Origin of the sequence: Massilia oculi, assembly GCF_003143515.1 — a bacterium.
GTDB classification, from domain to species: Bacteria; Pseudomonadota; Gammaproteobacteria; order Burkholderiales; family Burkholderiaceae_D; genus Telluria; species Telluria oculi.
The window spans coordinates 1,945,509-1,971,945 of record NZ_CP029343.1 but is presented as its reverse complement, the minus strand read 5'-3'; the positions used below and the strand labels follow the sequence as shown (position 1 = coordinate 1,971,945).

Genomic DNA, 26,437 nt, shown 5'->3' with positions numbered 1-26,437 from the left:
TGGCTCGTATTCTGTTGGATGGCGCACGTAGCTACCGCGCAGCGTGTAGGACATTTGCGCGTGGAAGCGTAGGGGGTGGCAGCTAGGCCGTAGGATTCATTGCGATAGCAGGCGACGTGGTGTTTCCAGTAATGAGCAGGCAGCCGCAGGGAGGGCCGCCTCGCCCTGTCAGCAGAGATGGTGATGCTTATTGCGTTTTCAATACCATCTCGACTATTTTTTTCACTGCAACTCTGTAGGAGCGCCGTTCAACGCTGGCGTGCAAGGTGACGCCGCACCGACAGGAGGGCGCCGACCAGCCCCAGCCCGGCACTGACCGCCAGCAGGCCGGCGATTTCCAGTCCCCCCAGCGCTGTCAGCTGGAAATTCGAACCGTACAGCCGCGCGAATTCCCCGATCGCGCCGTTCAGCGGGCGCAGGGCCAGGGTTACCGCGCCCAGTGCCACCGCGCCGGCGCACAGGCCGAGCAGGGCGCCGGTGTAGAAGAACGGGCGGTGGATGAAATCGTTGGTCGCGCCCAGCAGTTGCGACACGGAGATTTCTTCTTTCTGGGTCAGCACCTGCAGGCGGATCGTATTGAACACGACCGCGATCACGACGATGCCCAGGGTAGCCGCCAGCAGCAGCAGCGCCAGGCGCAGGATGGCCAGCATCGCGGCCAGGCGCTTTACCCAGGCCGAATCGACCTGCACCGTCTCCACGCCCGGCAGTTCGCCCAGGCGCTCGGTGATCAGGTCCACCTGGCCGGCGGCGCCGGCGCTGGCGAAGCCTTCCAGCTTCATCACATAGCTGTCAGGCAAGGGGTTGTCGCCCAGGGTGTCCAGCACGTCGCCCAGGCCGCTGCGTTCCTTGAGCGCAGCAAGCGCCTGCTCGCGCGGCACGAAGGCGATTTCGGCCCCTTGCCCACCCTGCGGCGCGACGATCTGGCGGATCCGCGGCGCCAGCGCTTCGGCATCGGCGCGGCTGGCGTCGTCGCGCATGAACAGGCTGATTTCGGGATCGACCGACAACTGCTCGGACAGCGGACGCACATTGTCGAGCAGGGTGATGCCCGCGAACGGCAGGGTCAGCGCAAGCGCGACCACCAGTACGTTGAACAGGAAGCTGCCGGGCGACTTGCGCACCGTCGACAGCGCGGCCCCGAGGGCGAAGCGGTGCTGGCGCAGCCACGGGCTCATGCCGCACCTCCGACCAGCTGGCCCTGCTCGAGGCGGATCACCCGCGCGGCGCTGTCCAGCACCTGTTCGTCGTGGGTGGAGATGACGCAGGTGACGCCGGCGGCGTGGAAGGCGCGCAGCGCGTCCAGCACCTTGTCGGCCGCCACGCGGTCGAGATTGGCGGTCGGTTCGTCGGCCAGGATGATCTGCGGCCGGTTGACGATCGCGCGCGCGACCGCCACCCGCTGCTGTTCGCCTCCCGACAGTTCGAGCGGCATCGCCCTGGCGCGGTCGAGCAGGCCCACCCGGTCGAGCGCGGCGCGGGCGCGCTGCGCGGCGTCCGCGGTGCGGGCACCCGTCACCAGCAGGGGCAGCATGGTGTTGGCCAGGATGTTGCGGTCGTTGAGCAGGCGCTGCTGCTGGAAAATGATGCCGATGTTCCGGCGCAGGAAGGGAATCCCGGCCGGCTTGATGCGGCCGATGTCCTGGCCGTTGACGATCACCTTGCCGCTGCTGGGACGCTCGACCGCCGCCACCATCTTCATGAGGGTCGACTTGCCGGCGCCCGACGGGCCGGCCAGGTAGACCAGCTCGCCCTTGGCGATGTCGAGCGAGACGTCGTGCAGCGCATACGCGCCGCGCGCATCGCCGTGGGTGTACTGTTTGGATACCGACTGGAATGCGATCATGGGTCCCCGTTCCGTCAGCCGAGCAGCGCTTCGACGAATTCTTCGGCGTTGAACGGCTGCAGGTCTTCCAGCTTCTCGCCGACGCCGATGAAGTAGACGGGGATCGGACGGGTACGCGCGATCGCCGCCAGCACGCCGCCCTTGGCGGTGCCGTCCAGCTTGGTCACGACGAGGCCGGTCAGCTGCAGGGCGTCGTCGAAGGCCTTCACCTGGGCCAGCGCGTTCTGGCCGGTATTGCCGTCGATGACGAGCAGGGTCTCGTGCGGCGCGCCGTCCATGCCCTTGCCGATCACGCGCTTGATCTTCTTGAGCTCTTCCATCAGGTGCAGCTGGGTCGGCAGGCGGCCGGCGGTGTCGACCATCACGACGTCGGTGCCGCGCGCCTTGCCCGACTGTACCGCGTCGAAGGCGACGGCGGCCGGATCGCCCGACTGCTGCGAGATCACGGTGACGTTGTTGCGCTGGCCCCAGACCATCAATTGCTCGCGCGCGGCGGCGCGGAAGGTGTCGCCGGCGGCCAGCAGCACCGACTGGTCGAAGCTTTGCATATGCTTGGCCAGCTTGCCGATGGTGGTGGTCTTGCCGGCGCCGTTGACGCCCGAGATCATCATCACCAGCGGTTCGTGGCGGCCCAGTTCCAGCGGCTTCTGCAGGGGCAGCAGCAGGTCGATCATCAGCTCCTTGAGCGCGGCCTTGACGGCGGCGGCGTCTAGCAGCTTGTCTTCCTTGACCTTGCGCCGCAGCTCGCCCAGCAGGTGCTCGGTGGCGTCCATGCCGGCGTCCGACATCAGCAGCGCCGCCTCGAGTTCCTCGTACAGGTCTTCGTCGATGCGGGCGCCGACGAACAGCAGGGACAGGTTGCTCGAGGTCTTGGACAGGCCGGCCTTCAGGCGCGCCATCCACGAGGTCTTCTTCTCAAGCTCGGTGGTCGGGCGTTCGGCGGTTTCGGGGAACAGGTTGGCGCCTTCGTGCAGGACGCTGGGGACGGCGGCGTCGGCGATGACCGGGGCGGGCGCCGGTGCAGGGACGGGCGCCGGGGCAGGCGTCGCGGCCGGCATGACCGGTTCCGGCGCCGGCGTTTCGGGCGCTTTTTTTCTCTTGAAGAAGCTAAACATAGTGTCTGGTGGCGGGACTGCGTGCGGACGCCGGCATGGCCGGCGACGAAAAAACTAGCGAATATTTTACCAGAGCAGCAATACGCAACCCGATTGCACACAAGCGTTCAGCTGCCGGCCCTCGCGCTTTCCGCCTGCTTGCGGATCGTCTCCAGCGTGGCATTCGGCGTGATCAGGTTGCCGTCGTAGCGCAGCTCGATCACGGCCGGCAGTTTCTTTTGCTCGGCGTGGTCGAGCGCGCGGCGCAGGGCCGGCGCGAAATCGGCGGTCCGGTCGACGACTTCCCCATGGCCGCCGTAGGCGCGGGCGAGGGCGGCGAAGTCCGGATTGTGCAGGCCGGTGCCCGACACGCGGCCCGGGTAGCTGCGCTCCTGGTGCATGCGGATGGTGCCGAACATATTGTTGTTGAAGACCAGGATCACGACGCCGGCGCCGTACTGGACGGCGGTGGCCAGTTCCTGGCCCGTCATCATGAATTCGCCGTCGCCGGCGAAGGTGACCACGGCGCGCTCCGGCCACACGATCTTGGCGGCCACGCCGGCCGGCACGGAGTATCCCATCGCGCCATTGGTCGGCGCCAGCTGGGTGCGCATGCCGCCGTAGCGATAGAAGCGGTGGGCCCACGAGGCGTAGTTGCCGGCGCCGTTGGTGATGATGGCGTCGTGCGGGAGCTGGTCCATCAAGTCCTGCACCACCTGCCACAGGTCGAGCGGCACGCCTTCCTTGAGCAGCGCCGGCTGCGCCTGCCAGGCGGCCAGTTCCGCCTTGGCCCCGGCCACGCTGTCTTGCCAGGCGGTGGCGTCGACCGGCGCCATCGCGGCCAGCATGGCGCAGGCTTGCGGCATGCCGCTGGCGATCATCAGTTCGGCCTGGTAGACGCTGCCCAGCTCTTCCGGGTCCGGGTGGATGTGGACCAGGCGCTGGCGCGGCACCGGCGAGTCGAGCAGCGTGTAGCCGCCGGTCGTCATCTCGCCCAGGCGCGGGCCGATGGCGATCACCAGGTCGGCCTCTTTGACGCGCGCCGCCAGTTTGGGGTTGATGCCGATGCCGACGTCGCCGACGTAGTTCGGATGCGCGTTGTCGAGCAGGTCCTGGAAGCGGAAGGTGCAGCCCACCGGCAAGCGGTTGGCTTCGGCGAAGCGGGCCAGGTCGGCGCAGGCCTGCGCGTTCCAGGTGCCGCCGCCCAGCAGCACGATCGGCCGTTGGGCTTCCTGCAGCATGGCGCGCAGGCGGGCGATCTGTTCGCCCATCGGTGCGCCGTGCGACGGCTGGTAGGGGCGGGTGTCAAGCACTTCCGCCGTCGAGACCAGCATGTCTTCCGGCAGCGCCAGCACCACCGGACCGGGGCGGCCGCTGGTGGCCACCTGGAACGCGCGCGCCATGTATTCGGGAATGCGGTCGGCGCGATCGATCTGGGCCACCCATTTCGCCATCTGGCCATACATGCGACGGTAGTCGATTTCCTGGAAGGCCTCGCGGTCGACGAAGTCGTTGCCGACCTGGCCGATGAACAGGATCATCGGCGTGGAGTCCTGGAATGCGGTGTGCACCCCGATCGAGGCATTGGTGGCGCCGGGGCCGCGGGTGACGAAGCAGATGCCGGGCTTGCCCGTCATCTTGCCGTAGGCCTCGGCCATGAATGCCGCGCCCCCTTCCTGGCGGTTGATCACGAAGCGGATGTTCGAGTCGTGCAGCGCATCGAGCACGTCCAGGTAGCTTTCTCCGGGCACACCGAAGGCGGTGTCGACGCCGTGGACGTGGAGCGCATCGACCAGGAGCTGGCCGCCGGTGCGGGAAGGGTGCGGGGAAGTGGAGGGCATGGGGTGTGTCATCCTTGTCAAAGAGGCTTTCCGGGCATTCTAGGTGAGCTGCCCGGGAACGGCTTTTGAAATGGCGACATCAAATTACAGAAACGGCAAGGCCATGGCAGCGCGACGCCCGGTGCGATCACGCATCGGGTACAATACCGCCCGTGAAGCAGGCCAGACAGTCGCTGGTCCACGCCGCAAGGTCGTGGACGGGAGGAAGGTCCGGACTCCACAGAGCGGGGTGACGGTTAACGGCCGTCCGCTGAAAGCCGTCTGGCGCAAGCCAGCGGTATAAGGCGAGGAATAGGGCCACAGAGACGAGCGTATTCAGTTACGGTGAAACGCGGTAACCTCCACCTGGAGCAATTCCAAATAGGCACGCGTTGATGTTGCTCGCGGAGCGTGCGGGTAGGAAGCTTGAGCGCTGGAGTAATCCAGCGCCTAGAGGAATGGCTGTCCATGCGCCGCCGCAAGGTGGCGCTATACAGAATCCGGCCTATCGGCCTGCTTTACTTATAATTCCCGAGGCGCGTGATCCACGACGCCTTGTCGACGGTCGTCCCGGACCGCTGTGCCCTGGCGTGCCGCGCCGGTCGCCGCGCAGAGACCGGAGACGCCATTGACCCACTACATCCTCGCCCTCGACCAGGGCACGACCAGCTCGCGCGCCATCCTGTTCGACCGCGCCGGCCTGCCGGTGTCCAGCTGCCAGCGAGAGTACCCCCAATATTTTCCCCAGCCCGGCTGGGTCGAGCACGACCCGCTCGACATCTGGCACAGCCAGCTCGCCTGCGCGCGCGAAGCGCTGGCGCAAGGCGGCGTCCAGGCCGCCCAGGTCGCCGCGATCGGCATCGCCAACCAGCGCGAGACCACGCTCGTGTGGGACCGCGCCACCGGCGAACCGGTGGCCAGGGCCATCGTGTGGCAGGACCGGCGCACCGCCGGCGTGTGCGACCGTTTGCGCGAAGCGGGCAAGGCCGCCTTCATCCAGGAACGCTCCGGCCCCGAGCTCGACGCCTATTTCGCCGCCACCAAATTGCAATGGCTTCTCGACCACGTCCCCGGCGCGCGCAGCCGGGCCGACAAGGGCGAGCTGGCCTTCGGCACCGTCGATAGCTGGCTGGTGTATCGCCTGTGCGGCCGCCACGTCACCGACACCAGCAATGCCGCGCGCACGATGCTGTTCAACATCCATACGCTGGCCTGGGACGACGACTTGCTGGCGCTGTTCGACATCCCGCGCGCGCTGCTGCCCGAGGTCGTGCCCAGCGCCGGCGCCGTCGGACTGGCGGCCGAGGAGTGGTTCGGCCATCCGATCCCGATCGCCGGCATCGCCGGCGACCAGCAGGCCGCCACCTTCGGGCAGGCCTGCCACCGCAAGGGACTGGTCAAGAATACCTACGGCACCGGCTGCTTCATGCTGATGCATGCCGGCGACAGTCCACCCATCTCGCGCAACCGCCTGCTGGCGACGGTCGGCTGGACGGTAGGGGGCCGCACCGATTACCTGCTCGAGGGCAGCGTGTTCATGGGCGGCGCCACCGTGCAATGGCTGCGCGACGGCCTGGGCATCATCCGCCACTCGCATGAAGTGGAGGCCCTCGCCACCAGCGTGCCTGACAGTGGCGGCGTGATGCTGGTGCCGGCCTTCACCGGTCTCGGCGCGCCGCACTGGGACCCGTATGCGCGCGGCGCCATTCTCGGCATGACGCGCGGCACGAGCGCCGCCCATGTCGCGCGCGCCGCGGTCGAGGCCATCGCCTACCAGAGCGCCGAGCTGCTGGCGGCGATGCAGAAGGACGCCGCCTGCGCCGTCACCGAACTGCGCGCCGACGGCGGCGCCGCCCGCAACGACCTGCTGATGCAGTTCCAGGCCGACCTGCTCGGCGTCGAGGTGGTGCGCCCGCGCGTCACCGAGACCACGGCCCTGGGCGCCGCCTACCTGGCCGGCCTGGCTTGCGGCTACTGGGAATCGCTGGAGGCGATCGAGGCGCAATGGCGGGTCGAACGCCGCTACGAACCGACGATGGACGCCGGCCGCCGCGCGGATCTGCTGGCGCGCTGGGGGCGGGCGGTCGCACACGCGCGTTCCTGGGCCGCGCCAGAATGAGGTGGTTTGTCGCAATTTCACGACATTGTTGCGTAAAACCAGCAAAATTGAAATAGTCAGCAAAATTGATGAAAAGCATTTGATTCCACACGGAAACGAGGTATCATATTTTCCGAGTTGAGCAATTTCGTGTGCGTCATGGTGATCGCGCCCTCAACGACTGGAGAATGGAAAATGATGTCGACCTCGAACCGTAACCGCTCAGTGACCCGTGTCATGGCTGCTGTCCTGGCTGCCGTCATGCCTTTCACTAGCGTGCATGCCGCCAGCCCGGCCACCGCCAAATTCGACGTGACGATGAGCGTCGTTGCCGACTGCACCGTCACCGCGACCAGCCTCGATTTCGGTCAGACCGGCCTGATCACCACGGCAAGGAACGGTCAATCGAACTTGACTGTGACATGCACCAACACTACACCTTACAATGTGGGCCTGGATGCCGGCACCGGCGCCGGCTCGAGCGGCACGACGCGTTACCTGTCGGGCAGCAGCGGCGCCAACACCGACACCGTGAAGTTCAACCTGTACCGTGCGCCGGGCGCGGGCCTGTGGGGCAATACCCAGGGCACCGACACGCTCGCCGGAACTGGAAACGGCGACAAGCAGACCCTCACCGTGTATGGCGAGATCCCGGTGCAGAACGCGCCGACGCCGGACAACTACAAATCGTCGATCACGGCATCCGTGTATTTCTAAACTGGAGTGTGCATGCGGAGTCTTCGCTGCGCCGCAATCGCTGCGGCCCGCTTTACAGCCTTGTCCATGGTCCTGGCGGCCGGCCCGCTGGCGCACGGCGCCAACCTGCAGATTTCGCCGGTCTCGATCAGTTTCCAGCCGGGCCAGAACGCGGCCGGCATCCAGCTCCAGAACAATGGCGATACGCCCCTGTACGGCCAGGTGAGGGTGTACGCATGGGACCAGCGTAACGGCGTCGACGACCTGACCCCGACCACCCAGCTGGTGGCCAGCCCGCCGGTGATCGAAGTCGCCCCCAACAGCACCCAGACCATCCGCCTGGTGCGCCGCCCCGGCGCGCAAGGGGTGGCCGCCACGGGCGCCGCCGAACAAACCTACCGCATCCTCATCGACGAACTCCCGCGTGGCGACAGCCAGCAGGGCAACGTCGCCATCCGCCTCCAGTATTCGGTGCCGGCCTTCGTGCTGCCGGCCGACGGCCAGGCCGCGCCCAGGCTCGAATGGAGCACCTTCCAGCGCGGCGGCGCCTGGCACCTGCGGGCCTTCAACGCCGGCACCCTGCACGCCCAGATCGGCGCCACCAGCGTGCGCATCGGCGCGCGCGACGTCGAGCTCTCCAAGGGCCTGCTGGGTTATGCGCTGCCGGGCCGCGCCCGCGAGTGGGCGTTGCCGCCCGACGTCGCGGCCGCCATGCCGGCATCCCTGGCGATCCAGGCCACGGTGAATACCCGGCCCCAGTCCGCCAGCGCCGCCGTCGCCAGGGACTGAGTTCCCGTGCAGCCACTGACCGGCCGCCGGCCATGGCGGGCGCTGCGCTCGTCGTGCCTGCTGGTCCTGAGCCTGACGCCGATCGCCGCCGCGACGGCGCAAGTGGCCGGGGTGGCCCAGGCCGCGTCCGCATCCGCAGTGGCCGACCAAGCGGTCGAACTCTTCCTCGACACCAGCATCGACGGCCAGCCGACCGGCCAGATCGTGTCCGTCATCCAGATCGGCGCCACCTTGCGCATGACGGTCGAGACCCTGCGCGAACTGGGCCTGGACCCGGCCCGCTTCGGCGTGGCCGCGCGCAGCGATTTTTCGCTGGACGAGGTGAGCGGCATGCGCTGGGCCTACGACACCGCGAAGCAGGCATTGTCCCTGACCCTGACCGACGCCCTGCGCGAGCAGCGTGTGCTGAGCGCGCGCACGGTGCGCCAGGCCGGACCGGCCCAGGCCAGCCGCGGCATGCTGCTCAACTACAACCTGTTCGGCCAGACCAGCTCGCGCTCGATGGCCGGCACCCTCGACCTGCGCTATTTCGACCGCCATGGAACGCTGAACAGCACCGGCGCAGCCATCCTGCGTGGGCCGGGGCAGGGCTACACCCGCTACGACACCAGCTGGGTGCGCTCGTCGCAGGACAATCTCTCGACCTGGCAGGTGGGGGACACCGTCGCCCCGGCGCTGAGCTGGACACGCGCCATGCGCCTGGGCGGCGTCGAATGGCGCCGCAATTTCGAACTGCGGCCCGACCTCGTGACCTATCCGGTGGCCTCGGTCGCAGGTTCCGCCGTGGTGCCCAGCAGCGTCGACCTGTACGTGAACGGGGTGCGCCAGTTCAGCGCCGCCGTGCCCACCGGCCCTTTCGTGGTCGACCAGGTGACGGGCCTGAACGGCGCCGGCCAGGCCACCGTCGTCACCCGCGACGCCCTCGGACGCGAAGTGGCCACCACCTTGCCGCTGTACGTCGATACCCGCCTGCTGGCGCGCGGGCTGAGCGATTTCGCGGTCTCGGTTGGCGCGCTGCGGCGCGACTACGGCCTGCATTCCTTCCGCTACGGCAGCGCGTCGGCGCTCGCATCCTGGCGCCACGGATGGAGCGACACCATGACGCTTGAGGGGCATGCCGAGGCCGGCAGCGGCCTGGTGCTGGCCGGCGCCGGGGTGTTGAAACGCATCCCGGGCGCGGGCGTGTTCAGCGCCGCGCTGGCCGCGAGCGGCGGCCGCCATCGCGGCGGCCAGGCCAGCCTCGGCTATCAATACGTGTCGCCGCGCTTCGCCTTCGACGTGCAGTCGGTGCGCGCCAGCCGCAACTACGGCGACCTGGGCGTGCTCGAAGGCGTGCCGGTATCGCGTGCGCTCGATCGCGCGACGCTGAGCACCTCGTACCGCGGCAATGGCTTGAGCGTCAGCCTGATCGGGTTGCGCCTGCCGTCCGGGAACGGCCTGGGGCTGGCGCCCGACCCGCTCGGCCCCGGCGCCGGCGGCGGCGCCCCGGTCGGCCCGGTCGAAGAGACGCCGGGCGTCACGCGCAACCTGTCGCTGGCCTGGTCGCGCAGCGTCGGGCGGCGCGGCAACCTGAGCGTCAGCGCCTTCCAGGACCTGAAGCGGCGCGCCGACCGCGGCATCACCTTCGCCTTCAGCATGGCCTTCGATTCGCGCCTCTCGTTCAACAGCAACGCCGGTCGCCAGCGCGGCGACACGGCGGCCACGGTGTCGCTGGGCCGGGCGCCGGACTTCGAGGGCGGCCTGGGCTGGGCGCTGCAGTCCGGCATGGCCGGCGCCCAGCGCTACCACCAGGCGCAGGTCCAGTACCTCGGCTCCCACGGCCGCGCCGCCATCGCCACGCAACACGTGAATGGCGTCAGCAATACCAGCATGGACTTCAGCGGCGCGCTGGTGGCCATGGATGGCGCGCTGGTCGCCGCGCGCCAAGTCGGCAACGGTTTCGCGCTGGTCTCGGCCGGCGCGCCGGACCTGCCGGTATTGCAGGACAACCGCGTGATCGGCCGCACCGACAGCAAGGGCCGCCTCTTGGTGCCGGACCTGCAGCCGTATGCCGCCAACCGGATCGCGATCGATCCATCGTCGCTGCCGCCCGACACCCGCATCGCCGGCAGCAGCCAGGACGTGGTGCCGCGCGAGTATGCCGGCGTGGTGGCGCGCTTCGAGATCGAGCGCTATGCGGCGGCGACGCTGATGGTGCTCAGGCCCGACGGCCGGCCGCCGGAAGCCGGCACTCCCGCACGGCTCGAAGGTGCTGCAACCGGCGCGGTCGTCGGTTACGATGGCGTGCTGTTCGTGGAAGGCCTGCGCGCCCGGAACCGGGTGACGGTCGGGACCGGCGCGGATGCCTGCGAGGTGCGCTTCGACTACAAACCGGTGGATGGCGAGCTGCCGACCATCGGACCGCTGGCATGCCAGCCCGTGCAAGGAAAACGACCATGATGAAGATGACGACGATGAATGTCCGGCTGCTGCGGGCGTTGCTTGCGGCGGCGCTGCTGTGGCTGCTGGCCATTCCCGGCGCGCGCGCCGACAACTGCACCGTCACCATGACCGACGTCGACTTCGGTGTGGTCAGTCCGATCGCCAACACCGATTACACGGCGCGCGGCACCCTGAACGTGACCTGCTACTGGACCCTGCTGCTGGGCCAGTCGCCGCTGCTGCTGCCGGCCGCCAATGTCTGCGTCAACCTGGGCCCGGGCAGCGGCGGCGGCACCGGCGATCCGCGCTACATGACCAGCGGTGCGCGGCGCCTCGGCTTCAACCTGTATGCCGATCCTTCCTATTCGGCGGCATCGCTGTGGGGCAGCAATACCAGCACCATCGGCGCCAAGCCGATCACCGGCACCATGGTCGGCCTGCTGTCGCTGGGCGGGGTGACCCAGAGCGTCACGATTTATGGACGCATCCCCGCGTCCAGCCTGTCCGGAGTCGGTACCTCGGGCAATACCGACACCTTGTATACGGCCGGTTTCGCCGGCCACGGCACGCTGCAGTATTCGTTCGGGGCCGGCAAGTCGTGCACCGCCGGCGCCACCGAATCCTTCGCCTTCCAGGCGCGCGCCACCGTGACCAACAACTGCCTGATCAGCGCCAGCAACCTGACGTTCGGCGCGGGCAGCCCCTTGAGCGAGCGGCGCGCCAGCGCGCCGCTGAGCGTGACCTGCACCGCCAACAGCAGCTACCAGATTTCGATGAACGGCGGCCTGTCCGGCAATCCGGCGGCGCGCACCATGAAGAACAGCCTGACCGGCGAAACCGTGGGCTACCGGATCTCGTCGACGCCGGACGGCGCGATCTGGGGCGACGGCACCGGCGGCACCGTGATGTACACCGGCACCGGGAACGGCGCGACGCAGAACGTCATGATGCACGGCCTGGTGCCGCGCCAGCGCGCGCCGACGCCGGGCAATTACCGCGATACGATCACGGTGCAGCTGACGTTTTGATGCGATGGAAAACTCCCCGCGAGGCGGGGAGCAGAGGCGATCAGCGCAGCGGATCGGAAGGCACCGAGTGCAGCCAGCGCGCGTGCACGCAGCGCGCCGCATAGTCGAGCGCATAACCGAGCAGGCCGATCAGGATGATGGCGGCCGTCAGTTCCGAATACGCCAGGCGGTCGCGCGTGTCGAGGATGAAGTAACCGAGGCCGGCGGACACGCCCAGCATCTCGGCCGGCACCAGCACGATCCAGATGATGCCGATCGCGAGGCGCACGCCGGTCAGGATTTGCGCCGTGATCCCCGGCAGCACCAGGCGCCAGATCACTTCCCATCTGGTGGCCGACAGCGAGCGCGCCAGCAGCATCCAGTTCGGGTCGAGCTGGGCCACGCCGGCGGCGGTGCTGAGCATCAGCGGCCACACGGCGGCGAAGGCCAGCAGGAAGTAGACTGGCGCATCGCCGACGCCCAGCACCATCACCGCCAGCGGCATCCACGACAGCGGCGAGACCATGCGCAGCAGCTGGAACAGCGGCGTGCTGGCCTGGCTGAAGGCTTTCGACATGCCCACCAGGATCCCGAGCGGCACGCCGAACAGGATCGCGAAGCCCAGGCCCACGGCCACGCGCTTGAGGCTGGTGGCCACGTGCACCCAGATGTCCGGCCCCAGCACCATCACGCGCAAGGCCTCGAAGGTCTCCATCGGCGCGAACATCGCCGCGATCGGCGTGCTCTCTTCGAGTCCCTTGGCGCCCCAGGCCCACAGCAGCAGCGCGATCGCAAAGCCGGCGACCGGCCACAAGAAACGTCCCAGCATGATCAGACCGCGATCGTCTCGGTGCGCAGCAGGTTGGCCGGCAATCCGAACTTGGCGGGGCCGCCCACGGCCTGGATCGACTTGCGCACGAAGCGGTCGTCGACCAGGTCTTTCGCGACGAACTTCGGATCGAGCTTGGCCAGGAAGCCGGTGTCGCCCTCGACCCTGGTCTGGCCGATGGCGCGCACCAGCTCCTCGGTGTACGAGGCGAACGGGAACGGCTGGAAGTCGATGCGGCGCTGCTGCCAGGCCGGATGGGCCACGATGCCGCGCTTTTCGTAGTCCGAGTAATCGGTGGTGGCCAGCACCTTGGTCAGCGCCTGCAGATTGTGCGGGGTGTACTTGTTGGGGCCGGTCGCGGCCAGCAGCTTGGCCGTTTCGACCTGGTTCGAACGCGACCACAGCTGGGCGTTGACGATGGCATTGGTCACGCGCTGCGACCATTCCGGCTTGTCGTTCAGGTCGCGCTCGGCCAGGAAGGTCACGCAGCAGGCATGGTTCTTCCAGACGTCGCCCGAGAAGCGCAGCACCTTGCCGATCTTCGCATTCTCGGCCACCGCATTGAACGGCTCGGCCACGATGTAGCCGGCGATCGACTTGGTCGCCAGCGCCGATACCATTTCGGACGGCGCCAGCACGATCAGGTTGACCTCGTTGGGCTTGAGCGCGGCGCCGCGTGCGCGGGTGACCACGCTCAGCTTGTTGGCGGTCAGGATCTTCTGCAGCAGGATATTGTGGATCGAGTACCAGAACGGGATCGCGATCGTCTTGCCGCCCAGCTCGAGCACCGAGTTGATCTCGTTCTGCACCGTGAGGGCGGAACCGTTGATGTGGTTCCAGGCCACCACCTTGGCCGGGAATTTCGAACCGTAGCGCACCCACAGGGTCGCCGGCGACAGCATGTGGATCACGTTGACCTGGCCGGCCACGAAAGCCTCGATGATCTGGGCCCAGCTGCGGAACAGGCGCGGCGTCTCGACCTTCAGGCCCTGCTGCTCGAACAGCTTGCGGCCATGCGCCACCAGCAACGGCGCGGCGTCGGTGATCGGCAGGTAGCCGATTCTCACCGGCTGGTCGTCACCCCTGAAATTCTGCGCCATCGCGTCGCCCGCGAACAGCAGCGGCGACGCGGCCGCGGCGCCGGTCAGCGCCGACATGCGCAGGAAGTCGCGCCGGGTCATGCCGCAATCGCAGTCGGAAGAAGCGCAGATGTGGATCGGGTCGTTCATGGGTTTTCCTTGTTGTTCGTATTCGTGGTTCTGGAAGCGGCGTTCAGGCGCCTTCGCGCAGGGCCTTGATGATGTCCAGGCGCAGCCCGACCACGCCCTCGGCGTGCTCGTGGCGCGGCCGCGGCAGGTCGACCCTCCATTCGCGCACGAGTTTGCCTGGCTGGCCCGGCTGGCCGGCCATCAGCAGGATGCGGTCGGCGACCAGGATCGCTTCGTCGATGTCATGGGTCACCAGCAGCGCCGCCGTATGCCAGCGGTGCACCAGGTCGACCAGCAGGGTCTGCATCTCGGCGCGCGTGATCGCGTCCAGCGCCGAGAACGGCTCGTCGGCGAACAATAGCTCGGGCTGGCGGGCGAGAGCGCGCGCCAGCGCCACGCGCTGCGCCTGGCCACCGGACAGCTGGGCCGGATAGGCATGCGCGCGCGCCGCCAGGCCGACCGCCTCGATGGCCTCGACCACCCGCTGCTTGCGGGCGTCGCGGGCGATCGCCGGCTGGCGCGCGAAGTCCAGGCCGAAGCCGACATTGCCTTCGACGTTCAGCCACGGCAGCAGGCTCGGTTGCTGGAAAACCAGCGCCGCGCGCGGGTGTGGTTCGAGCAGCGGCTCGCCCAGGAAGCTGACCTGGCCGGCCTGGGCCGGGCTGAGGCCGGCCAGGCCGCGCAGCAGGGTCGACTTGCCGCAGCCGCTGCCGCCCAGCAGGCAGACGATCTCGCGCCTGTCGATGGTGAGGGAGATGTCGTCGACCACGGTCTTGCCGCCGTAGCCGATGCGCAGGCTGGACGCCGACAGCGCGGTCGCGCCTCGTTCGATCGCCTGCGCCGTCATGCCGCGGCGTGCTTCGCGAGTTCGACCTGCAGCTGGGTCAGGCTCGGGGTGACGATCGGGATGAAGGCCGATTCGCGCCAGCGGCGCGCGAAGCTGCGGTCGCGGTCGACCAGGTAGGCGCGGCCGCCGCTGGCCTGCAGCTCGAGCATGACGGCTTGCTGGACGCTTTCGGCCAGCGCGATGCGCAGGCGGAACATCGGGGCCGCGGCGGTCTTGAAGCGGCCATCGTGCACGCCATCCTTCAGCTGCGTCACCAGGTCTTCGAGCGCCAGCTGCTGGGCCGCGATGCGTTCGAGCAGCGGGCCGCGCATGGCGGTCGACAGCGCATGCGCCGCGCGCAGGCTGGCGCGCGCCAGGCCGATCGACAGGCCGCACTGCAGGCCCAGGAAGGACGGACGCACGCCCGGCAGCCAGGCGCGCGCGTTCGGATGCAGCACTTCGCCTTCGCCGATCTGCACGCCCTCGATCCTGACGGCGGCGGTATTGCTGCCGCGCAGGGCCATCAGTTCGAGGTCGGGGCTGCGCGTGACGCCGGCGCTGTCGCTGATGAAGGCGACCACCGCGGGCGGCAGGTCGCCGGCCGAATTGACGGCGGCGGCGGCGATGAAGCCTTGCTTGCGCAGGTTGGTGATCCAGGCCAGCGAACCGTCGAGCTGCCAGCCGGCGTCGTTCGGGGTGGCCGTGATCTGCAGCGACTCGATCCCGGACAGGAATTTCATCGCGTTCGACAGGCCGGTGGCGCCGGCGAATTCGCCGCGCACGAGCGGCCCGAGCCAGCGCGCGCGCATGGCCTCGTTCGGGCTTTGCAGCAGGTATTCGATGAAGGTGCGCTGGCCCCAGAACACGAAGGCGGCGGTGACCGAATGCTCGGCCACGGCCGCGATGGCGTCGATCGCATCGATCGTGGCGCCGCCGCTGCCGCCCAGTTCCTGCGGCACGCCGACGGCGAACAGGCCGGCGCCGGCCAGGCGCGGCACGACCTCGGACGCCAGCGCGGGCGTGCTGTCGAGCTGGTCGGCGTTAGCCTGCAGCCACTCGGCCAGGGCCGGCGGCAGCGTCGTTTGTTCGCCGTTCGACATCAGATGGCTCCGCTGGCGTAGGGTTGCAGCTGCGGGTTGATCGCGCTGCCGGCCAGGGTGTTGGCGAAGTTGCACAGGGTGGCCAGGCTGATGCCCAGCACGACTTCCAGCGCCTGCTGGTCGTTGTAGCCGGCGGCCTTGAAGGCGGCCAGGGCGTCGTCGCTCACGCCGCCGCGGGTGGCGATGACGGCTTCCGAGAACCGGCGCACGGCGTCGAGCCTGGCGTCGCCGGTGTCCTGGCCTTGCTGCATGGCGCGGACGGTCTCGACCGGCAGCTGAGCCTTCTTGAGGGCGATGGCGGTGTGGCCGGCGATGCAGAAGTCGCAGCCGTGGATGCGGGCCGCGGTGATCTGCACGACTTCGCGTTCCGGCAGGGGGAGGCTGGTCTCGGCATTGATGCCCGACACCGTCATATAGGTCTGCAGCGCCTGCGGCGAATTGGCCAGCACGCCGATCAGGTTCGGCAGGAAGCCGTTGTTGGCGACGGCCTTGTCCACGAAGGGACGGCTGCCTTCAGGGGCGGTTTCTTGGGTATGCAGGGTCAGGCGGGACATGGCGGCTCTCTCTATTGAAGCGTTGGGTTCGTCATTTTAGCGGCGAATGAAAAACACGTTCGGACACAGCCGTCCTTGTTTTCTGCTCGATCGTCCGAATCGGCCCACTCGCAGGCGTCTTGACGTGGACGTGCCGGCCGCGCCGGAAGGTGCCCGGATGCTCGCCCATCACCTTGTGGAAGGCGCGCGAAAAGGCGGCATACGAGTTGTAGCCGACGTGGCCGGCGGTGCGCTCGACCGTCTCGCCGCCGTGCAGGCGCTGGGCCGCGATCTTCATGCGCAGCAGCAGCAGGAACTGCGCCGGCGCCTGGCCGCTGGCCTCGCTGAAGTGCTTGTAGAAGCTCGAGCGCGACATATGGGCGGCGCGCGCCATGTTCCCGGTCGACCAGTCCTGGCCGGGCTCCTGCATCATGCGGTCGAGCAGGGGCGAGAACTCGGGGCGGCTGGCCACGGCCAAGAGGCCGGTGGCGATGTCCTGCTGGCGCGCCACGTGGCGGATGACATAGAAGAACATCAGCTCGGCCAGGCGCGCCACCAGCGGCGACGGAGCATCGGGGTCGCGCGGTGGCTCCAGCAGGATCAGTTCGAACAGCGCATTCAGGGCCTGCAGCGACGGGTCGTCGGCGCGCAGCACCAGGCTGTCCGGGAAGGAGTCGGCGATCAGCGTACTGAGCGCGCTGCGAAAGTGGAAGAAGCCGCAGGCCAGGGCGGTGGCGTCGGGCGCGGCCTGGCCGAGCTGCTGCATCGGCAGGCCGGGACGGGCGCTGGCCGGGTCGGGGTCGGGACTGAGGAAGTGCGGCGTGTCGCGCAGCATGAACACGCCGTCGCGCGCGCGCAAATGGACCGGCGCGCGGCCCTCGGCGTGCAGATAGCACGCGCCATGCAGCACCAGGTGGAAGCTGCCCAGGCCACGGCCGGCGGTGGACGCCTGCCAGCGGCCGCAGTACTGGCCGAGGTGGAACACGGTCGCTTCCAGCTGCACGCTGTCGATCAGCCAGTGCACCAGGCGGTCGGCATTGTCCGCGCTTGCCTGGGCGTCGGGAGGTTGGGCGGAATGATTCACTCGGCCATTATCGACGGCGCCTGCCGGGGCGCCTACGAAGAAATGCTGATATGCAAATAAGGAAAACGTCTTAGAAGCAGGCGCTGTACCCGTTGGATATGGATGAGTGTTGAACTGCTGAGCTGACCCGCGGTCCAACCCCGGTCGTCATCGATCGGGAGCGCGCAATGAAAGCGCCGGAGTTTGCGAAGCTGTTCACCCGGTTGCCGCTGCTGAACCAGCCGCGGCGCCAGCAGGTGCTCGCCGCCCTGCATCCGGCAGCCGGGCTCGACCGAGTGATCGCCCTCCGCGCAAACGCGGTGGCAGGGCCGCCCTGCGCGGCAGCTCACGTCACCTCGACTGCATCCTGGCAGCGCGCGACCGCAGCGGACAGACCATCGATGCCGTCACCGGCCGCGGCGCCTTGACGGTGACCCAACTGATCAAACACTTGCTGCCGAAACCCGATTCGCAAGCGCTGCTGGTCACCGACGCCAACGCCGCCTGTCGCGCCTTCGCTGCATATCGCATTCAAGGTCATCAACAGATAACGATGACAGCGCCTAGAAGTAGACGGTGACGCGGCGTGCGTCCACGTCGGTGCTGCGCTGGGAAGGTGCGGCGCTGGCATCGAGCAGGTAGGGCGTGGCCGGGCTGGCGCAGGCGACGTCCACCGAGCGGGCGACGCTGACCGAGCAGGTGGCGACGATCTCGAAGCGCGCCTCGAAGCTGGCCGACACGACGCGCGCGTCCGCCACGGCCGGCAGGGCCAGGGTGGCGGCGGCCAGGCTGGCCGAGAGGAGACGGGATGCGCGCAACATGATGGTCGAAGCCGAAGATTGCCGGGTAAATATACGATGAACCCATCATAACGGCTTTGTCGGCGGCTTGCGCGCGGCTGCGCCGGCGCCGGCGCGACCGGTATCGACCTTGTGATTTTGCTTTTGCGGGATTGTTCGACAGATCGGCGCTGCCGGAAGAAGCCGGTGGCGCGGACACGCGCTTTTCGTTGTTGTACGATTACGATACTGTCCGGATTTACGGAATTGGCGCGAGAATTAGAGAAGTGTCTCTAAGAGAAATATTTGTTTCTTAAGTACAACAATTTAGCCCAGCAGTCCGTGGACCGCATCGAGCAGTTCCAGCGGGCTGAATGGTTTGACGACGTAGAGGTCGGCGCCGGCCGCCATGCCGGCCGCGATATCGCTTTGCTGGCCGCAGGCCGACAGCAGGATGACCTTGGTCGCCGCATGGCGCGGATCGCGCCGCAGTTCGGCGCACACGTCGAGGCCGCTTGGGCCGGGGCCGAGCCAGATGTCGAGCACGACCAGGTCGGGATGATCGTCGGCAAGCCGGGCGAGGGCCTGCTCGGCATTGGCGGCTTCGACGATGCGTCCCAGCGATTGCAGGGTGAGCGAGATCAGCAGGCGCAGTTCATCCTGGTCATCGACGACGAGGATCGTCCTGGTCATGGCGTCGTCCGCGACGCGCATGGCGGCAGGCCTGCTTGCTGTGATGGGAATGCGGACATGACAGCTCCCTGATGGGCCGGACGCGCGTTGCGCCGGTGGGTAAGCATAGCAGCTTACGCGCGCACCAGGCCGTTCTCGACGGCGCCGCGCAGTTCGCCGAAAGGCACCGGCTTGGGGAAGACCGGAATGTCGGTGGGCAGGCCCATGGCCTTGATCGTCGCACGGTCCAGGCCGCTGACGACGATCATGTTCATGCCGGCCGTGCCGCTGTCTTCGCGCAGGGTGCGGATCATGCGGAAACCGTCCATCCCCGGCATGTTCAAGTCGCTCACCAGGAGGTCGGGGCGTTGTTCGCCGATGCGGATCAGGGCTTCGAAGCCGTTGTTTGCCTTGACCACCTCGAGGTCCAGGCCCCAGCCCGCCATCTCGAGTTCGTACAGGCGCAGCATCAGGGGATCGTCGTCCACCACCAGCACCCGCGGCTTGCCCGGTGCCGGCGCGCTGGCTTGCGCAGGGGGCGCGCCGATGGCGATGCGGCGGCCGTCGACCAGGCGGTTCACCGACTCCACCGTGATGCGGCGATGGCCGCCGGCAGTGCGCCAGGCCTGCAGCGTGCCGTTCTCCACCCACAGCTGCACCGTGCGGTGCGAGACGCCCAGACTGGCCGCGGCCTCCTTGGTCGAGCAATAGTCCGCGGCATTGTAAGCGGATGCCGGCTGCAGGTCTGTTGGGGTGTTCATATTTTCCGATATTACGTTTTTAGTTTCCTAAAGTCAAAATAGATAACTGAGGGTAGTGCGTGGTGCGCCACAGTTGTAAGCATCTTGCATAAGCAAGTGGCGCGCCGCGGTGGGGCGTCCCGCCAGCGCTTCTGCTGACACAGGCGGGCATGAACTGAACCGCGCTGGGTTCATCGAAGGGGCTGGATGCCTGTACAGTAGTCTGGTAGACACAATAGTTGTTTCTTTACGTCAATATTTTGCGTCCGATTGACGTTGCTCAAACGTAAACATCGTCTGTACAACTCATGGCTTTCTTTCACTCCTACAGCTAAGTCCCTAATTTTAAGGAACATTTTGTTGGGCCGGGTGCCGCGCACCTGCGCCTAAGTCCTTGGTTTCATTGGAAAAAGTCGATTTCGTCAATCGTGAATTCGCTTGACCGTCAACATTGCTTCCACTAAAGTGGGAAACGGTGTGAAAAAGTGTCGATTTGTGGGAGGGTTGTGGGGTAATTCCTTCGGCTCCCGGCGTCCGGCAAACAACGACAAACAACTCTCCAAAGCTAGGTAAATACGTGTTCCAGGGCGCGTCCGCGATCAATCTCGATGCAAAAGGCCGAATGTCGATTCCGGCCAAGCACCGTGACGCCCTTACGCTTCAGTGCGAGGGCCGCATGACCCTGACCAAACACCCCCATGGCTGCCTCCTGTTCTTCCCGCGCCCGGTATGGGAACAGCACCGCCAGCAAATTGCTGCCTGGCCCATGTCGGCCCGTGCGTGGCAGCGCATTTTCCTCGGCAACGCCGTCGATGTCGAGCTCGACAGCGCCGGCCGCGTGCTGATCTCGCCCGAACTGCGCGCCGCGGTCGGGCTCGAGAAGGAAGTGATGATGCTCGGCATGGGCACCCACTTCGAAATCTGGAATGCCGCCAAGCTGGCCGAGGACGAGGCCGAGGCCGTCGCCGGTGGCATGCCCGATGTTCTTTCCAATTTCTCTTTCTGAGGCGCCGATGACGGATTCCTTGACGGTGCCTATGTACCAGCATCGAACGGTGCTGCTTGACGAAGCGGTCGATGCGCTCAACCTCGGGGGCGCACGCGCTGACGGTATCTATATAGATGGCACTTTCGGACGGGGCGGCCACAGCCGCCTGTTGTTGTCGCGCCTGGGCCCGCAAGGCCGCCTGATCGCGTTCGACAAAGATCCGCAAGCGATTGCCACTGCAGAACAGATCGACGATCCACGCTTCACGATCGTCCACGACAGCTTTGCAACGATGCACGACGCGCTGGCCGCGCGCGGCATCCCCCGGGTCGACGGCATCCTGCTCGACCTGGGTATCTCGTCGCCCCAGGTGGACGACGCCAGCCGCGGCTTCAGCTTCCGCAACGATGGCCCGCTCGACATGCGCATGGACACCACGCGCGGCATGTCGGCTGCCGAGTGGATTGCGACCGCGGAGCAACTTCAATTGGAAAAGGTGATACGCGATTATGGAGAAGAGCGGTATGCTTTTCAGATTGCAAAGGCGATTGTTGCTCGCCGCGCAGTCGAACCGATTTCAGGCACACGACAGCTTGCCGCAATCGTGGCAAGCGCGGTCAAGGGCCGCGAAAAAGGCAAGGATCCGGCAACCAGGACCTTTCAGGCTATCCGGATTTTCATCAATAAGGAGCTTGAGGACCTCGAGGCAGGACTGACGGCGGCCTACCGCATGCTGGCGCCGGGCGCGCGCATGTCCGTGATTTCCTTCCATTCGCTGGAAGATCGCATGGTCAAGCAGTTCCTCGCCTCCAAGGCCAAGGTCGAACAACCCGACCGCCGCCTGCCGATCCGCGCCGTCGACCTGCCGCAGCCCGAGATGCGGCTGATCGACAAGATCAAGCCGAGCGAATCCGAGGTGCAGGAGAACCCGCGCGCCCGCTCGGCGGTGCTGCGCGTGGCCGAACGCCTGGGGACGGCTGCATGAGCGTCAAGCTGAACGTCCTGCTCACCGCCCTGCTGGTGGGGTGCGCGCTATCGGTCGTCAACGCCCGCTACCAGGCGCGCCACCTGCTCATCGAGCTCGAGCGCCTGCAGCAGCACGCGCGCCAGCTCGACGTCGACTGGGACCAGCTCCAGCTCGACCAGTCGCGCCTGGCCAAGAACGAGCGCATCGAGCAGATCGCGCGTTCTCAGCTGGACATGGCGCCCCTGAGCCCGGCCCGAACCCAATACCTGACGGAGGGCGCCCCATGACGCGCGGCGCCGTTCGTAATAGTAACGCGCGGGTCGCCGCGTCCAAGGGCGTGGCTTTCTCGAAGAGCCCGGTCCTGGCGGTGCGCCTGCCCGACTGGCGTTCGCGCCTCGTGCTGTTCGTCCTGTTCGCGGCCTTCGCCGCGCTGGCCGTGCGCGCGGTCTGGCTCCAGGGCGTGTCGAACCAGTTCCTGCAAAAGCAGGGCAAGAGCCGCTACGAGCGCACGCTCGAGTTGCCGGCCACGCGCGGCCGCATCCTCGACCGCAACGGCGCCGTGCTGGCCACCTCGCTGCCGGTGCGCGCGATCTGGGGCATCCCCGAAGACGTGCTGCAGGCGCCGCCGGAAAAGCTGCACGCGCTGGCGAACCTGCTCGAGATGCCGGAAGCCGAGCTGCGCAAGAAGCTCGATTCCGACCGTACCTTTGTCTACCTGAAGCGCCAGGTCGAGATGCCGATCGTCGACCAGATCCTGGCGCTCAAGATCGACGGCATCGACACGCGCAAGGAATACAAGCGCTTCTATCCGCAGGGCGAAGTGATGACCCACGTGGTGGGCTTCACCAACGTCGAGGACAAGGGCCAGGAAGGGATGGAGCTGCAGCACCAGAAGACCCTGATGGGCGTGCCGGGCAGCCGCCGCGTGATCAAGGACCGCCTCGGCCACATCGCCGAAGACCTGGGCATGTTCCGCGAGCCGCACCAGGGCCGCGACCTGACCCTGTCGGTCGACAGCAAGCTGCAATACATCGCTTTCACCAGCATCAAGAACGCGGTCGAGAAGTTCAATGCCAAGGCCGGCGCCGCGGTGGTGCTGGACGTTCAAACGGGGGAAGTCCTTGCTCTGGCCAACTACCCGACCTATAACCCGAACGACCGCTCCAAGCTGACCGGCGAGCAGCTGCGCAACCGCGTCATCACCGACACCTTCGAGCCGGGTTCGACGATCAAGCCGCTCACCGTGGCGCTCGGCCTGGAGACCGGCCGCATCACGCCCGACACCGTGTTCGACAACAATCCGGGCTACATGATGGTGACCGGCCGCCGCATCCGCGACTTCCATAACTATGGCGTGCAGACCGTCAGCGGCATCATCCAGAAATCGTCGAACCTCGGCGTGGTCAAGATCGCCCAGATGATCCCGCAGCAGGAAATGTGGGAGCTGTACACCAAGGTCGGCTACGGCCAGGCGCCGCGCTTCGGCTTTCCCGGCGCCGCCGCCGGCCGCGTGCGTCCCTACAAGACCTGGAAGCCGGTGGAATACGCCAACATGGCCTTCGGCCACGGCCTGTCGGTGTCGCTGCTGCAGATGGCGCGCTCCTACATGATCTTCGCCCGCAACGGCGACATCATCCCGCTGTCGTTCGTGAAGGTGGACGAGCAGCCGGTGGGTCAGCAGGTGATCTCGGCCAAGACCGCGGCCCAGGTGCGCACCATGCTCGAATCGGTGGTGGGTCCGGGCGGCACCGCCTCGCGCGCCCAGGTCGCCGGCTACCGCATCGGCGGCAAGACCGGCACCGCCGAGAAGATCGTCAACGGCCGCTACTCGCGCACCAACAATATCGGTTACTTCGCCGGCATCGGGCCGATGTCCAAGCCGCGCTTCATCATCGCGGTGATGGTCGACGATCCGAGCGGTCCCCTGCGCACCGGCGGCTTCGTCGCCGCGCCGACCGCGGCCGACCTGTTTGCCAATGCGCTGCGGGCCGCCAACGTGCCGCCCGATTCATCGATCACGGACATCATCATTCCGGAAGTTCCTCTAGAGGAGAGCATGTGATGGCCCCGAGCCTGCACGACACCATCGAATGGATTCGCGCCGCCGCCCCAGGCGGCCGTCTCGTTTCCGACTCGCGCCGCGTCAAGCCCGGCGACGTGTTCTTCGCCTATCCGGGCGAGGCCGCTGACGGTCGTCGCTACATCGAAGCCGCCATCGAAGCCGGCGCCGCCGCCGTGGTGCACGAAGCCGAAGGTTTCACCTGGGACGCCGCATTCACCGTGCCGCACCTGGCCGTGGGCGACCTGAAAAGGAACGCCGGCCCGATCGCGCACGCGGTGCTGGACTATCCGGACCGCGCCATGTTCACCGTGGCCGTCACAGGCACCAACGGCAAGACCTCGTGCGCGCTGTGGACCGCGCAAACCCTGGCGCGCCTGGGCGAAGCGGCCGCCATGATCGGCACGCTGGGCGTGGGCCTGATCAAGGGCAAGTCTTCCAGCGAGCCGCAATTCGACGTCACCGGCTACACCACGCCGGACGCGGTGCTGCTGGCCCAGAAGCTGGCCGAGCTGAAGAAAGCGGGCGCCAGCGCGCTCGCCATCGAAGCCTCGTCGATCGGGCTGGTGCAGGAGCGCACGGCCGGCATGCACGTCGACGTCGCGATCTTCACCAACCTAACGCGCGACCACCTCGACTTCCACGGCGACATGGAAAGCTACGAGGCGGCCAAGATCAAGCTGTTCGAGTGGGATGGCCTGAAGCAGGCCGTGGTCAACCTCGACGATCCGGCCGGACAGCGGCTGGTGGCGCACTTGCGCACGAAGTTCCCTGACCTGGCCGTCACCGGCTACACGATCGCCGCCGCCGAGGCGCCCGATGGCGTGGCCGTGCTGCGCGCCGGCGGCATGCGCAGCAAGAACGCCGGCACCGAATTCCAGGTCGAGACGCCGCAGGGCAACGCGACCGTGCGCACCCAGCTGGTGGGCAACTACAACGTCAGCAATACGCTGGCGGTGCTGGGCGCGCTGCTGGCGAAAGGCGTGGTTCTCAAGGCGGCGGTCGATGCGATCGAGACCCTGGTCCCGGCGCCGGGCCGCATGCAGCAGATGGGCGGCTCGGATGCGCCGATGGTCGTGATCGATTATGCGCACACGCCGGACGCGCTGGAAAAAACCCTCGACGCCCTGCGCCAGGTGGCGACGGATCGCGGTGGCCAACTGTGGTGCGTGTTCGGCTGCGGCGGCGACCGCGATCCGGGCAAGCGCCCGCAGATGGGCCGCATCGCGCAAGGCGCCGACCAGGTGCTGGTCACGAGCGACAACCCGCGCAGCGAGGAACCGGCAAGCATCATCGCCCAGATCGTGGCCGGCATGGACACGTCGCAGGCTGCGCGCGTGCAGACGGTCGAAGACCGCGCGGCCGCCATCCTGCTGGCCGTCAAGCAGGCCGCCAAGCAGGACGTGATCCTGCTGGCAGGGAAGGGCCATGAGCCCTATCAGGAAATCAAGGGTCGCAAGATGCCGTTCTCGGATGCGGACCACGCCTCGCTGGCATTGACGGCGCGGCTCACCATGTTGAGGACGCATTGATGCGAGGATCGTTGCAACAACTGGTCGAGGCGATTCCGGGTGCGCGCCTGGTCGGCACGGACGCGTCCTTCGAGGGCATATCGCTTGATTCCCGCAAGGTGGAAGCGGGCGCGCTGTTCGTCGCGTTGGTCGGCGAGACCTTCGACGCCCATGATTTCCTGGACCAGGTCGTTGCGCGCAATGTCGCCGCGGTCGTCGTGTCGCGCCTGCCGGAAGGCTGGACCCTGCCGGCGATCATCGTGCCGGACACGCTGGTGGCGCTGGGCCGCATCGCCCACGCCTGGCGTGCGCAGTTCCAGATTCCCGTGATCGGCGTCACCGGCAGCAATGGCAAGACGACGGTCAAGGAAATGATCGCGGCCATCCTGGCGGCCGCCGTCGGCGAAGATGCGCGGCTGGCGACCCAGGGCAACCTGAACAACGAGATCGGCGTGCCGTTGACCCTGTTCCGTCTCGACGCTTCTCACCGCGCCGCGGTGGTGGAGCTGGGCATGAACCATCCGGGCGAGATCGGCCGGCTGAGCGCGATCGCGACGCCGACCGTCGGCCTGGTGAACAACGCCCAGCGCGAGCACCAGGAATTCATGCACACCGTGGAAGCGGTGGCGCGCGAGAACGGCGCGGTGCTGCAGGCGCTGTCGAACGACGGCGTGGCGGTGTTCCCGGGCGACGATACCTACACCGACCTGTGGCGCGGCCTGGCCGCCTGCGAGGTCATCACCTTCGGCCTGTCGGACGCCTGCGATGTGCGCGCCAGCTACACCAGCAATGGTTTCGGCAGCGACCTGCAGGTGACGGCGCGCGGTGCGCAATTTAGCATCAAGCTGGCAGCCGCCGGCGAACACAATGTACGCAACGCGTTGGCGGCGATCGCCTGCGCGCTCGGCGCCGGCATCGACCAGGCCGCCATCGTGCGCGGCCTGGAGAGCTTCGCACCGGTCGGCGGCCGCTTGCAGCGCAAGACCGCTGCAAACGGCGCGACCGTCATCGACGACACCTATAACGCGAACCCCGATTCGATGCGGGCCGCGATCGACGTGCTGGCTGCCTGCCCGGCGCCGCGCATCCTGGTGGTGGGCGATATGGGCGAAGTCGGCGCGCAAGGAAAAGAGTTTCACGAAGAAATCGGTGCTTACGCAGCTACGCGTGGCATCGAGACCGTGCTCGCGACGGGCGAGCTGGCGCGCCACCTGGTCGTGTCGGGAGCGCGGCATTACGAGCAGTTCGACGAATTATTGGCAGCACTGGATGAAAAACTGGGCGGCAATACCAATTCGACTGTGCTGGTGAAGGGCTCGCGCTTCATGAAGATGGAGCGCGTAGTCCAGCACCTGACCGGATCAACCACCATTGGCAAGGGCGCCCACTAA

Annotated in this window: 24 protein-coding genes, 1 other RNA gene and 1 pseudogene; 13 read left to right on the top strand and 13 right to left on the bottom strand. The window is 67.3% G+C overall.

The window, feature by feature from the left end; genetic code table 11:
• Nucleotides 1–248: 248 nt before the first annotated feature.
• From ftsX to DIR46_RS09065, 4 genes are all read right to left on the bottom strand, one after another.
• Complete coding sequence (ftsX, locus tag DIR46_RS09080) at nt 249–1,178, bottom strand: permease-like cell division protein FtsX (protein WP_109344953.1); 930 nt, start codon at nt 1,176–1,178, stop codon at nt 249–251.
• Entirely contained in the window at nt 1,175–1,846 is a 672-nt protein-coding gene (locus DIR46_RS09075; RefSeq protein WP_109344952.1) for a cell division ATP-binding protein FtsE, read from the bottom strand. Before DIR46_RS09075 ends, ftsX begins: the two co-directional genes overlap by 4 nt.
• 14 nt (nt 1,847–1,860) lie before the next feature.
• Nucleotides 1,861–2,961, bottom strand: a complete 1,101-nt coding sequence (gene ftsY / locus DIR46_RS09070) for a signal recognition particle-docking protein FtsY (protein ID WP_109344951.1) — start codon at nt 2,959–2,961, stop codon at nt 1,861–1,863.
• Between the two features lie 107 nt (nt 2,962–3,068).
• The gene (locus DIR46_RS09065; RefSeq protein WP_109344950.1) at nt 3,069–4,781 is read right to left on the bottom strand and encodes a thiamine pyrophosphate-binding protein; all 1,713 of its coding nucleotides are present in this window, start codon (nt 4,779–4,781) and stop codon (nt 3,069–3,071) included.
• Nucleotides 4,782–4,935: 154 nt separating this feature from the next.
• On the opposite strand from DIR46_RS09065, the gene rnpB reads away from it, so the two are divergent.
• The 6 genes from rnpB to DIR46_RS09035 all read left to right on the top strand — a co-directional run bounded on the left by rnpB (nt 4,936) and on the right by DIR46_RS09035 (nt 11,792).
• An RNA gene (gene rnpB / locus DIR46_RS09060) (RNase P RNA component class A) lies at nt 4,936–5,284 on the top strand.
• 104 nt (nt 5,285–5,388) lie between these two features.
• On the top strand, nt 5,389–6,879 hold the full coding sequence (glpK, locus tag DIR46_RS09055) for a glycerol kinase GlpK (protein WP_109344949.1): 1,491 nt from the start codon (nt 5,389–5,391) through the stop codon (nt 6,877–6,879).
• Nucleotides 6,880–7,053: 174 nt separating this feature from the next.
• Nucleotides 7,054–7,575, top strand: a complete 522-nt coding sequence (locus DIR46_RS09050; RefSeq protein ID WP_109344948.1) for a Csu type fimbrial protein — start codon at nt 7,054–7,056, stop codon at nt 7,573–7,575.
• 12 nt (nt 7,576–7,587) lie between these two features.
• The gene (locus tag DIR46_RS09045; protein ID WP_229446550.1) at nt 7,588–8,343 is read left to right on the top strand and encodes a fimbrial biogenesis chaperone; all 756 of its coding nucleotides are present in this window, start codon (nt 7,588–7,590) and stop codon (nt 8,341–8,343) included.
• A gap of 6 nt (nt 8,344–8,349) precedes the next feature.
• Nucleotides 8,350–10,782, top strand: a complete 2,433-nt coding sequence (locus tag DIR46_RS09040; protein ID WP_109344946.1) for a fimbria/pilus outer membrane usher protein — start codon at nt 8,350–8,352, stop codon at nt 10,780–10,782.
• Nucleotides 10,779–11,792 (top strand): Csu type fimbrial protein, encoded by a 1,014-nt coding sequence (locus tag DIR46_RS09035; protein ID WP_162819482.1) that lies wholly within the window; start codon nt 10,779–10,781, stop codon nt 11,790–11,792. The genes DIR46_RS09040 and DIR46_RS09035 overlap by 4 nt, the downstream gene beginning before the upstream one ends.
• A 40-nt stretch (nt 11,793–11,832) precedes the next feature.
• Here the strand turns inward: DIR46_RS09035 and DIR46_RS09030 are convergent, their stop codons facing one another.
• From DIR46_RS09030 to DIR46_RS09005, 6 genes are read right to left on the bottom strand one after another with little or no spacing between them, the layout of a single operon-like run.
• The gene (locus DIR46_RS09030) at nt 11,833–12,600 is read right to left on the bottom strand and encodes an ABC transporter permease (RefSeq protein WP_205289099.1); all 768 of its coding nucleotides are present in this window, start codon (nt 12,598–12,600) and stop codon (nt 11,833–11,835) included.
• Between the two features lie 2 nt (nt 12,601–12,602).
• Complete coding sequence (locus DIR46_RS09025; RefSeq protein ID WP_109344944.1) at nt 12,603–13,829, bottom strand: ABC transporter substrate-binding protein; 1,227 nt, start codon at nt 13,827–13,829, stop codon at nt 12,603–12,605.
• Nucleotides 13,830–13,872: 43 nt separating this feature from the next.
• On the bottom strand, nt 13,873–14,655 hold the full coding sequence (locus DIR46_RS09020) for an ABC transporter ATP-binding protein (protein WP_109344943.1): 783 nt from the start codon (nt 14,653–14,655) through the stop codon (nt 13,873–13,875).
• A complete protein-coding gene (locus tag DIR46_RS09015) occupies nt 14,652–15,734 on the bottom strand; it encodes an acyl-CoA dehydrogenase family protein (protein ID WP_109344942.1) in 1,083 nt (360 codons plus the stop codon). The genes DIR46_RS09020 and DIR46_RS09015 overlap by 4 nt, the downstream gene beginning before the upstream one ends.
• Complete coding sequence (locus DIR46_RS09010; RefSeq protein ID WP_109344941.1) at nt 15,734–16,288, bottom strand: carboxymuconolactone decarboxylase family protein; 555 nt, start codon at nt 16,286–16,288, stop codon at nt 15,734–15,736. The genes DIR46_RS09015 and DIR46_RS09010 overlap by 1 nt, the downstream gene beginning before the upstream one ends.
• Before the next feature lie 31 nt (nt 16,289–16,319).
• Nucleotides 16,320–17,351 carry an AraC family transcriptional regulator gene (locus tag DIR46_RS09005; RefSeq protein ID WP_109344940.1) on the bottom strand — a complete coding sequence of 344 codons (1,032 nt, stop codon included), beginning with the start codon at nt 17,349–17,351 and terminating at the stop codon, nt 16,320–16,322.
• 265 nt (nt 17,352–17,616) lie between these two features.
• Here DIR46_RS09005 and DIR46_RS28045 point away from each other — a divergent pair.
• Nucleotides 17,617–17,892, top strand: a pseudogene (locus DIR46_RS28045) (IS1595 family transposase); the annotation flags it as partial.
• 1 nt (nt 17,893) lies between these two features.
• On the opposite strand, the gene DIR46_RS08995 reads toward DIR46_RS28045, so the two are convergent.
• The 3 genes from DIR46_RS08995 to DIR46_RS08985 all read right to left on the bottom strand — a co-directional run bounded on the left by DIR46_RS08995 (nt 17,894) and on the right by DIR46_RS08985 (nt 19,542).
• Entirely contained in the window at nt 17,894–18,151 is a 258-nt protein-coding gene (locus DIR46_RS08995; RefSeq protein ID WP_109344939.1) for a hypothetical protein, read from the bottom strand.
• A gap of 285 nt (nt 18,152–18,436) precedes the next feature.
• The gene (locus DIR46_RS08990) at nt 18,437–18,823 is read right to left on the bottom strand and encodes a response regulator transcription factor (RefSeq protein WP_229446549.1); all 387 of its coding nucleotides are present in this window, start codon (nt 18,821–18,823) and stop codon (nt 18,437–18,439) included.
• A 92-nt stretch (nt 18,824–18,915) separates the two neighbouring features.
• Nucleotides 18,916–19,542 (bottom strand): response regulator, encoded by a 627-nt coding sequence (locus DIR46_RS08985; protein WP_109344938.1) that lies wholly within the window; start codon nt 19,540–19,542, stop codon nt 18,916–18,918.
• A 556-nt stretch (nt 19,543–20,098) separates the two neighbouring features.
• Here DIR46_RS08985 and mraZ point away from each other — a divergent pair.
• The 6 genes from mraZ to DIR46_RS08955 are packed head-to-tail and all read left to right on the top strand — an operon-like array spanning nt 20,099 to nt 26,437.
• Entirely contained in the window at nt 20,099–20,527 is a 429-nt protein-coding gene (gene mraZ / locus DIR46_RS08980; protein WP_109344937.1) for a division/cell wall cluster transcriptional repressor MraZ, read from the top strand.
• Nucleotides 20,514–21,494: a 16S rRNA (cytosine(1402)-N(4))-methyltransferase RsmH gene (gene rsmH / locus DIR46_RS08975; RefSeq protein ID WP_205289154.1), complete on the top strand. Its 981-nt coding sequence runs from the start codon at nt 20,514–20,516 to the stop codon at nt 21,492–21,494. Before mraZ ends, rsmH begins: the two co-directional genes overlap by 14 nt.
• Nucleotides 21,491–21,763: a cell division protein FtsL gene (gene ftsL, locus DIR46_RS08970; protein ID WP_109344935.1), complete on the top strand. Its 273-nt coding sequence runs from the start codon at nt 21,491–21,493 to the stop codon at nt 21,761–21,763. The genes rsmH and ftsL overlap by 4 nt, the downstream gene beginning before the upstream one ends.
• On the top strand, nt 21,760–23,538 hold the full coding sequence (locus DIR46_RS08965; RefSeq protein ID WP_109344934.1) for a peptidoglycan D,D-transpeptidase FtsI family protein: 1,779 nt from the start codon (nt 21,760–21,762) through the stop codon (nt 23,536–23,538). The genes ftsL and DIR46_RS08965 overlap by 4 nt, the downstream gene beginning before the upstream one ends.
• Nucleotides 23,538–25,067 carry a UDP-N-acetylmuramoyl-L-alanyl-D-glutamate--2,6-diaminopimelate ligase gene (locus tag DIR46_RS08960; RefSeq protein ID WP_109344933.1) on the top strand — a complete coding sequence of 510 codons (1,530 nt, stop codon included), beginning with the start codon at nt 23,538–23,540 and terminating at the stop codon, nt 25,065–25,067. The genes DIR46_RS08965 and DIR46_RS08960 overlap by 1 nt, the downstream gene beginning before the upstream one ends.
• Complete coding sequence (locus tag DIR46_RS08955; RefSeq protein WP_109344932.1) at nt 25,067–26,437, top strand: UDP-N-acetylmuramoyl-tripeptide--D-alanyl-D-alanine ligase; 1,371 nt, start codon at nt 25,067–25,069, stop codon at nt 26,435–26,437. The genes DIR46_RS08960 and DIR46_RS08955 overlap by 1 nt, the downstream gene beginning before the upstream one ends.